General features: G+C 60.0%; 7 protein-coding genes. 2 read left to right on the top strand and 5 right to left on the bottom strand.

Going from position 1 to position 6,268, the window contains the following annotated elements; translation table 11 throughout:
- Window positions 1-60: 60 nt before the first annotated feature.
- The 5 genes from cynS to ACNA0J_RS29545 form a co-directional block, all read right to left on the bottom strand.
- A complete protein-coding gene (gene cynS, locus ACNA0J_RS29565; RefSeq protein WP_415822589.1) occupies window positions 61-504 on the bottom strand; it encodes a cyanase in 444 nt (147 codons plus the stop codon).
- Between the two features lie 140 nt (window positions 505-644).
- Window positions 645-3,098 (bottom strand): DUF3141 domain-containing protein, encoded by a 2,454-nt coding sequence (locus ACNA0J_RS29560; protein WP_415822588.1) that lies wholly within the window; start codon window positions 3,096-3,098, stop codon window positions 645-647.
- A 260-nt stretch (window positions 3,099-3,358) separates the two neighbouring features.
- Window positions 3,359-4,009 carry a glutathione transferase gene (gene yfcF, locus ACNA0J_RS29555; protein ID WP_415822586.1) on the bottom strand — a complete coding sequence of 217 codons (651 nt, stop codon included), beginning with the start codon at window positions 4,007-4,009 and terminating at the stop codon, window positions 3,359-3,361.
- A gap of 169 nt (window positions 4,010-4,178) precedes the next feature.
- Entirely contained in the window at window positions 4,179-4,508 is a 330-nt protein-coding gene (locus tag ACNA0J_RS29550) for a DHCW motif cupin fold protein (RefSeq protein WP_415822585.1), read from the bottom strand.
- 25 nt (window positions 4,509-4,533) lie between these two features.
- Window positions 4,534-5,019 carry a GNAT family N-acetyltransferase gene (locus ACNA0J_RS29545; protein WP_415822583.1) on the bottom strand — a complete coding sequence of 162 codons (486 nt, stop codon included), beginning with the start codon at window positions 5,017-5,019 and terminating at the stop codon, window positions 4,534-4,536.
- A 225-nt stretch (window positions 5,020-5,244) separates the two neighbouring features.
- Between ACNA0J_RS29545 and ACNA0J_RS29540 the strand changes: the two genes are divergently transcribed.
- Both ACNA0J_RS29540 and ACNA0J_RS29535 read left to right on the top strand, forming a co-directional pair.
- On the top strand, window positions 5,245-5,961 hold the full coding sequence (locus tag ACNA0J_RS29540; RefSeq protein ID WP_415822582.1) for an AzlC family ABC transporter permease: 717 nt from the start codon (window positions 5,245-5,247) through the stop codon (window positions 5,959-5,961).
- Window positions 5,961-6,268: AzlD domain-containing protein (locus tag ACNA0J_RS29535; RefSeq protein WP_415822581.1), on the top strand; the 308-nt coding region annotated here is incomplete at its 3' end. The genes ACNA0J_RS29540 and ACNA0J_RS29535, both read left to right, overlap by 1 nt.

Here is a 6,268-nt window from a genome sequence, read left to right as displayed (position 1 = left end):
GTCCAATAGCACTCAACCTCCCCACAATCCAAACACACCCATCCCCCCTCAGCCGCCCCCTTAATACTGCTTATACGGCAAAAATTTCCCACTCATCACTATCCGCACACGATCCCCCGCTGGATCGTTTTCCCGCGCCAGATCCATCTTGAAATCGATAGCGCTCATGATGCCGTCGCCGAACTCTTCGTGGATCAGCGATTTAAAGGTGGTGCCGTAGACGTTCACCAGTTCGTAGAACCGGTAGATCAACGGATCTGTCGGTATGGCTGTCGGCAGCGATCCCTTGTAGGGCGTGACTTGCAACTGGAGGACGGCGTCTTCGGGCAAGTCGAGCAGCTTGCCTGCGGCTTGGGCCTGCTCGGCGGTCATGGTCATTTGTCCCAGGAGCGCGGCGGCGGTCCATTCCTTGCTCTGACCGATGACTTCGGCGATGGCTGGCCATTTCAGGCCTTTCTTCAGCTTTTGGGTAACGACAAGTTCGGTGACTTCGGCACGGGTCATCATGGGCGTGGTTCTCCTGAGAATATGCGGTTTGGGGGCAACGCAAAAAACAAAGGACAAGCTGACTGCACTGATAAAACCAAGAAGCACTAAATGCCGAGGCCCCTCGACACACAGTGTCTCGGGGCCTCGATGATTTCTTATTTGCTGCTGCGTTTACTCGCTGCGGGTCGACGCCGTGATGGCGTAGCGCGCGTGGATGCGCGTTTGGCTGTGGAGGCGCTGGCCGGTGCCGTGTCAACGCTTTCTGTGGCGGCCTGAGGCGCTGCAGCTGCAACGGACTTCGCGGTTCTTTTCGTGGGCGGTGCAGTGGTCGACGTGATCGATTTAGCCGCAGTTTTTGCCGCTCGCTTGGCGACAGTCTTGCTGGCCGGTTTCGGCTCGACTGCCTTTTTCTCCCGCGCCAACGCCTGCTGTGCGGCTTCGCGGAAAATGGCTTCGACTTCGTCGAGGCAGGCGCGGGCACGCTCGCTCAGCGGGCCAGTGGCTTCCAGCACGTTGCGCATGGTGCCAAACGCATTGCGGATCTCGTCTGCGGACGCGCCTTCGAGCAGCTGCGGCATGGCCTGCAAGGCGCCTTGGCGGTCCAGCCGCATCATCAGCGCTTGATCGCGAGCGAGATCCTTGAATTCCTGCAAAGCCAGGTCGGAGTCGCTATCTGCACGCAGCTTGCGCAGCATGGCAAAACTGCGCTCGTCAAAGCTGCCTTCGGCGCTGGAGACATACAGCATCATGCGGATGGCGGCTTCTGATACGCCGCCCTGGTCCAACTGGCTGCGTAATTCGTTTGCCCGTTGTTCCATGAACGCCCGGTGTTCGGGAGAGACACCCGGATGGTTGCGCGGGGCAACGCCTTTTTTGGCACCTAGGCCCGCCCAATCCTGCACCAGGGGCGACCCATAAATGTTCATGAACAACTGTTCCCCGGCGGCGTCACGCAGCTCTTGCCACATGTTCAGGCCGGTCACGATGTTCCTGGACACCATGCGTTCCATCATGACAAAGGGATTCGTCGAGTCGGTCGGACGGCGATGTTCGCGGGCTCGGTCCGCCACCTGCGCTATCGGTGCGATCCAGGGGTTGGTGTCGGAAATCAGCTCGTAGGGCAGGCGCAGCGGATGCATGCGTTGCATCCATTCGGCCGACTGCGGCGTCACGGCGGCTCGGACCCAGGGTTGGACAAAGCTGCGGTACAGGCCCAGGTTGATGTCCGAAATTCGTGCCACGGCGGCAAATCGGCGGTCGTCTTCTTCGTTGCGCTGTACGATGGCGCGCACATCATCGAGCTTGCGGCGCGCGAACGACACGACATAGTCGCCCTCGGCGAGGTCGGCATTGAGCGTGTCGGGCGTTTTGTCCGTGATCTCGGCTTGATAAATGCCAGCAGGCAGGACATCAATCAAATCGATGTTGGCGGTGAACTCTTGGTGTTCTTTGCGGGCGACGGCGCCAGAGACAAAAATGCCCAAGTGCCCGATGCTTTCGTGCACGGCGTAAACGATAGTCTGGCCATGCGCCAGCACCTCGGCGTCATCTTGGTACAAGTCCGGGATCCAGCCCAGAGCCTGCGGCGGAGGCGTGATGTTGTCGCCCTTGGAGCAGAACACAATGATGGGCGAGCGAATATTGCGCAGGTCGATGCGGATGCCATCCGAGGTCACCAGGCCTGCCGTTGCCAAGCGATTGCCGATGAACAGGTTATCGACGATGTATTGGATTTCCGGCGCATTCAGAAACACGTGGCCGCCCCACCAGCGTTCAAAATCCAGATAGCGGTCGGCCTCTGTATCGACTCTGGCATACAGGTTGTACTGTTTGCTCCACAGCGTATTGGCGGGATTGAGGTTTTCGAAATTCTGCACCAGCCAGGCGCCGTCAAAACGTCCTTGGCCCAGGTCGCTGGCCATCTCCGTCAGCCAGCTGCCGCCCAGCAGTCCGCCGCTGTAGCGCATGGGATTCATGCCACGCCAGCCTGCCCAATACGATAACGGCGCACCGGCGACGATGATGGGGCCGAATAGTTCGGGCCGCATGGCGGCCGTCATCATGATTTGCCATCCGGCCTGACAATTACCGATCACTACCGGTTTGCCTTCGGACTCGGGATGGCGCGCGATGATTTCCTCTAGAAAGCGCGCCTCGGCACGCATGACGTCTTCGACGGTTTGCGTGTTGGTGGGTTGTGGCAGAAACGAGGCAAAGTAGCAGGGGTGGCCGGCGCGCAAAGCCACGCCGATCTCACTTTCCGGTTTGAATCCCCCGATACCAGGCCCGTGGCCTGCACGCGGATCCACGACCAGAAAAGGCCGTTTTTGCGGGTCCACGGGCACATCTGCAGGCGGCAGGATGCGCAGCAGGCCATAGTTGACCGGCCGGTTGAGTTCGCGGCCATCCAATATCAGCTCGGATTTCATGCTGAGTACGTTCGGATGGCGCTTGGCCATGTGGCGGTGATACTGGTTGCCCCGCTGGCGCATGACGTCGGCGTACAGCACGCTGCGTTGCAGGGTATCGATGGCATAGTCGTACGCGGCCGTCCAAGGGGTGGCCGGCACAGAGGCGGGGGCGTTGCGATCGTAGGCAGGTTTGGCCACAGCGATCTCCGGTAGGGCAGCTAGCCGGGGTGCGGCTGCGCTGACGAGATTGGGTTATCAATGATCCCAATTACAGCGCATTAAATGTTGCAACGCAACATCGGTTTGCATTCGTTTGCAGGGATTTCCTGCCGACGGAACGGAGAAAGAGAGGGTATATGAAAAAGGGACAGATTGATCTGTCCCGGATATCGTGAGAGCTGTATCGATGGGGTGCAATTCGCCCAGATTGCCGGGACAGACGGAGGGTCAGTTCACCGTCAATCCCGCGCGTCTTGATTGAATTGCAGCCAAGTCTGAACCGCTGGGCGTTGCCACTGTGCATCCGCATAGGCCTGCAGAGCCGCGGGCAGCTCGTCGGCGCCTGCCAGCCGGCGCAGCATCAGGGCGAGTTCGGTATCGGCAATGCTCCACGAGCCGAATAGCTGTGCCTGGCCTTCTGGCAACAGGGTCTGCGCGACCCGCAGCAGCTTTGCCGCTGCCGCCTGGCCAGCGTCGCTGAGGGGCGACGGGGGGGCGCCATGGAACACGACATCGGTCGGCCGTTCGTCGCGCAGGGCCGCCAGATCGCTGCGCAGCCACGCCTGAATCTGCCGCGCGCGCGCCCGTTGTTGGGGGGTGTCGGGGTAGAGCGCCGGATACTCGGGGGCGGGAAAAACGTCTTCCAGGTATTCGATGATGGCGCTGGATTCGGTCAAGTGAAACGCATCGTGTGTCAGGGCGGGGACGCGACAGGTAGGGGCCCGGCTCGTATAAGGCACCATGCGCTGTTCGCCCGCCTGCAAATCCACCAGCCGCAGTTCGACAGGCAGGCCTTTTTCCGTCAGCGCCACATAGGCGGACATGGCGTAGGGGCTCAGCAACTGGGCGTCGACGTAGAGTGTCAAGGGAGAAGCAAGCGTATCCGACAAGATCAAGTTTCCGTGGCGGCAAACCAAGTCAAACTGCAGTGCCGTAGCGGGCCGCTTCCACTATCGAGCACAGGTCACAGCGTAACGCAATCGCGCTGTTACGGCATCTGGGTGCCGCTGAGAACGAGGCGAGCGTTGTGTTCCGCCCACGCCGTGCGGCGGCCGTTCGTCAATCGACGATAAACAGCCGCGCACCGATGGGGGTCGACGAGCGATGGGCCTCGGCTTGGTCGGCGACCTGATAGCTCATTCCCGGCGTCAAGACAAAACGGCGGCCGTCTTCCAGTTCAGTGTGCAGCTCGCCCTCCAGGCAGAGCAGGATATGCCCCTTGCTGCACCAATGATCGGCCAGATAGCCAGCTGAATACTCGACCATGCGCACTCGGATATCGCCAAATTGGCACGTGCGCCAATAGGCCACGCCAGTGTCGCCGGGGTGCTCGGTTGGCTCGATCGTTTGCCAATCGGTGGTGCCGAAGGGGATGTCGTGCATTTTCATGTTTCAGTCGCTCTCGTCTGCCGTGCTAGGCCACTATTTTCTTTTGCCAGAACATGGCTTGGCCGGTGTCGCTGGCCAGTTCATAGCCTTGATAACCGCTTTTGCGATAAAGCGCCATGGCGGGCTCATTGCCTTGCAAGACCTCGAGCGTGATTTTGCAGCAGCCGCGTGCCAGCGCGGTTTGATCCAGCGCTGCCAGCAGTTGTTGCGCAATCCCCTGTCCGCGAAACCGCTCGGACACCATGAAATCATGCAGGTTCAATAACGGCTTACAGGCAAAGGTGGAAAAACCCTCGAGGTAAATCGCTAAACCGGCGGGTTGACCGTCTTGCAGAGCAATTAACGCGCCTGCCGTAGGGCGCTTTGCCAACTCGGCAATCAGGTGGGTGCGGGTGTAGTCGGATAACGGCTCGTTGCCCCCCATGGGGCCCTCGGCGTATTCGTTCAGCAGCGAGACGACCATGTCGCCATGAGCGGGGTTGTTGAAATCAGCATTAATGATGGTCAGCACGATGACGTCCAATATCGGTGGCTGCAGGGTAATGATGCAGCTCAAAACAGGTACAGGATCACATTATGCCGTGCGCTGCCGTGCGGGTCTTTTGGTCTGAAATTGCGGGGGGCGGGCCGTCCCATGCTTGGCGAGGGGGCGTTGCGCTGGATGCGGACATTATGCTTGGCCGTCGAGTGGGTAAACTGCCTGCATACATTGATCCGCTGCGATTGGAGTTTTCCCATGTCTCATTCATCCGTCCCAGAGCCGCATCTGGCTTTGCCGGGTGGTAATGGCTGGGCGGGCTTAAAGGCCTGTCTGCCCATCATGATCGGTTATTTTCCCGTGGCCGTGACATTTGGCGTTGCGGGGTTGTCTACCGGCTTGTCGCCTGTTCAGGTCGTGCTGATTTCGGTGTTGGTCTATGCCGGGGCCAGCCAGTTTCTGCTGCTTGCCTCGATTAAGGCCGGTACGCCGTGGCTATGGGTTGTCGCCCTTTGTTCGCTGCTGAATGCGCGTCATCTGCTGTATGGGCCGTTGCTCTCGCGGTTTTTGCCGGAACGGCTCGGTACGCGGTTGAAGCTCGCGTTTTTGCTGACTGACGAGGTTTTCGCCACGGCGCTGAATCGCATTGAGCCGGTCCCGCCAGAACAGCGAAACCGGTGGATGACGTTGCTCGGTTTGGGGGCCTGGTTGACCTGGATTGCGGGCACTGCGGTGGGTGTGTATGCCGGTGATGGTTTGGAGCGTCACTTTCCCGTGTTGTCCCAAGTCATGCGTTTCGCCTTGCCCGCGCTGTTCCTGGCGCTGGTCTGTCAAAGCGTCACGCGTCCTCTCCGAGGGGCCATCATTGCTGCGTTGATCGTCGGTGCTGCATGTTCTGCTTTGGGTCATACGACGCTGGCGATTCTTGCCGCGGCTGTGGTGGGCTGCGTGACTCACCGGTTACAGGGGGCATGATGATAGGCAGTCACCTTGAATTCTGGGTTGCCGTTATCGCAATGGCCGTCATTACCTACCTGACACGCGCGCTGCCCTTTTTGCTATCGAGCCGCAGTCGGTGGCTGAGGCGATTGACGGAGGGGTCGTCTCTGGCCGCTTTAGGTCCTGCTTTGTTGGCAGGAATCGCTACGGCTGTCATCGTGCCTGACGTGATGGCGTTATCGGGGGTGTCGCAGATTTTGCCTTATGCGGGAGGGTTGCTGGCGACGGCTTTGTCTGCGCGTCGGTTGGGGAATGCTGGGGTGGCGGTGATTGTGGGGGTGGT

This window comes from Bordetella tumbae (assembly GCF_965139195.1).
Taxonomy (GTDB): domain Bacteria; phylum Pseudomonadota; class Gammaproteobacteria; order Burkholderiales; family Burkholderiaceae_B; genus Bordetella_A; species Bordetella_A tumbae.
Note: the sequence above shows the minus strand (reverse complement) of the source record. Positions and strands in the feature narration are given on the sequence as shown.

Coding starts and splice junctions, on each gene's coding strand:
- cynS (WP_415822589.1), bottom strand. CDS start 504: ATGACCCGTGCCGAAGTCACCGAACTTGTCGTTACCCAAAAGCTGAAG.
- ACNA0J_RS29550 (WP_415822585.1), bottom strand. CDS start 4,508: ATGAAAATGCACGACATCCCCTTCGGCACCACCGATTGGCAAACGATC.
- ACNA0J_RS29540 (WP_415822582.1), top strand. CDS start 5,245: ATGTCTCATTCATCCGTCCCAGAGCCGCATCTGGCTTTGCCGGGTGGT.